General features: G+C 54.3%; 1 protein-coding gene. It reads left to right on the forward strand.

Annotation, left to right across the window (positions count from 1 at the left end; genetic code table 11):
* Positions 1-1,047: host specificity protein J (locus ACOTX5_RS26605; RefSeq protein ID WP_421632520.1), on the forward strand; the 1,047-nt coding region annotated here is incomplete at both ends.

Below are 1,047 nucleotides of genomic sequence, written 5' to 3' on the forward strand. Positions count from 1 at the left end.
TTTGCAGCAGCAGGAAAACGACGGGGATATTGTCGGCACTACCGTAAAGTACCATATCGATCTTGCTGTAGATGGTGGTGCGTTCTCTACGGTCATGACAAGAACCGTGACAGAGAAACACAGTTCTCTCTATGAACTGACCCATCGCATTAATCTTCCGAAAGCCAGTACAGGCTGGCAGATTCGTGTGGTACGCGACACCGACGACAGCACCAGCCAGATGTTGCAGAATAAAACGCAGGTACAGGCAATCACTGAGGTGATTGATGCGCGCCTGCGTTATCCCCATACGGCGCTGCTGTATGTGTCGTTCAACGCCAAATCGTTCAACAATATCCCGAAGGTTTCCTGTAAACCTAAGGGGCGCATTATCCGCATCCCTTCGAATTACGATCCGATAGCCCGAACCTATAGCGGCACATGGGACGGGACGTTTAAGTGGGGCTGGACGAATAACCCAGCATGGATCTGGTTCGATGTGCTCACTGAGCCGCGTTTCGGACTTGGCCGACGCGTCACGGCGCAGATGCTGGATAAGTGGGAGCTTTACCGTATTGCCCAGCGTTGCGATCAGAAAGTACCAGACGGGAAGGGTGGCGACGGTACCGAGCCGCGCTTCATGTTTGATGTCTACATCCAGTCGCAGGCTGATGCGTGGCAGGTAATCAAAGACATCGCCGCAGGGTTCAATGGCATGACGTTCTGGGGCAACAATATGTTCAATGTTGTCTCGGACATGCCGGCGGATACGTCGAAGCTGCAAATCCTTACCCGCGCTTCGGTGGTGGGCAAACCGGTTTACTCGAGCGGCAGTGAAAAGACCCGCTTCTCCAGCGCGCTGATTAACTTCAGCGACCCTGACAATCACTATCAGGACCGCACAACAGCGGTGATGTTCCCGGACCTGGTTAAGCAGTTCAAGTTTAAGCAGACGCAGATCACCGCAATCGGCTGTACGCGCGAGAGCGAAGCACAGCGCCGTGGCGGGTGGGCGGTGTATTCCAACTCACTCGACCGGATTATTACGCTACAGACCGGGCTTGATGG

This window comes from Enterobacter cloacae complex sp. IR5441 (assembly GCF_049238215.1).
GTDB lineage: Bacteria > Pseudomonadota > Gammaproteobacteria > Enterobacterales > Enterobacteriaceae > Enterobacter > Enterobacter hormaechei_C.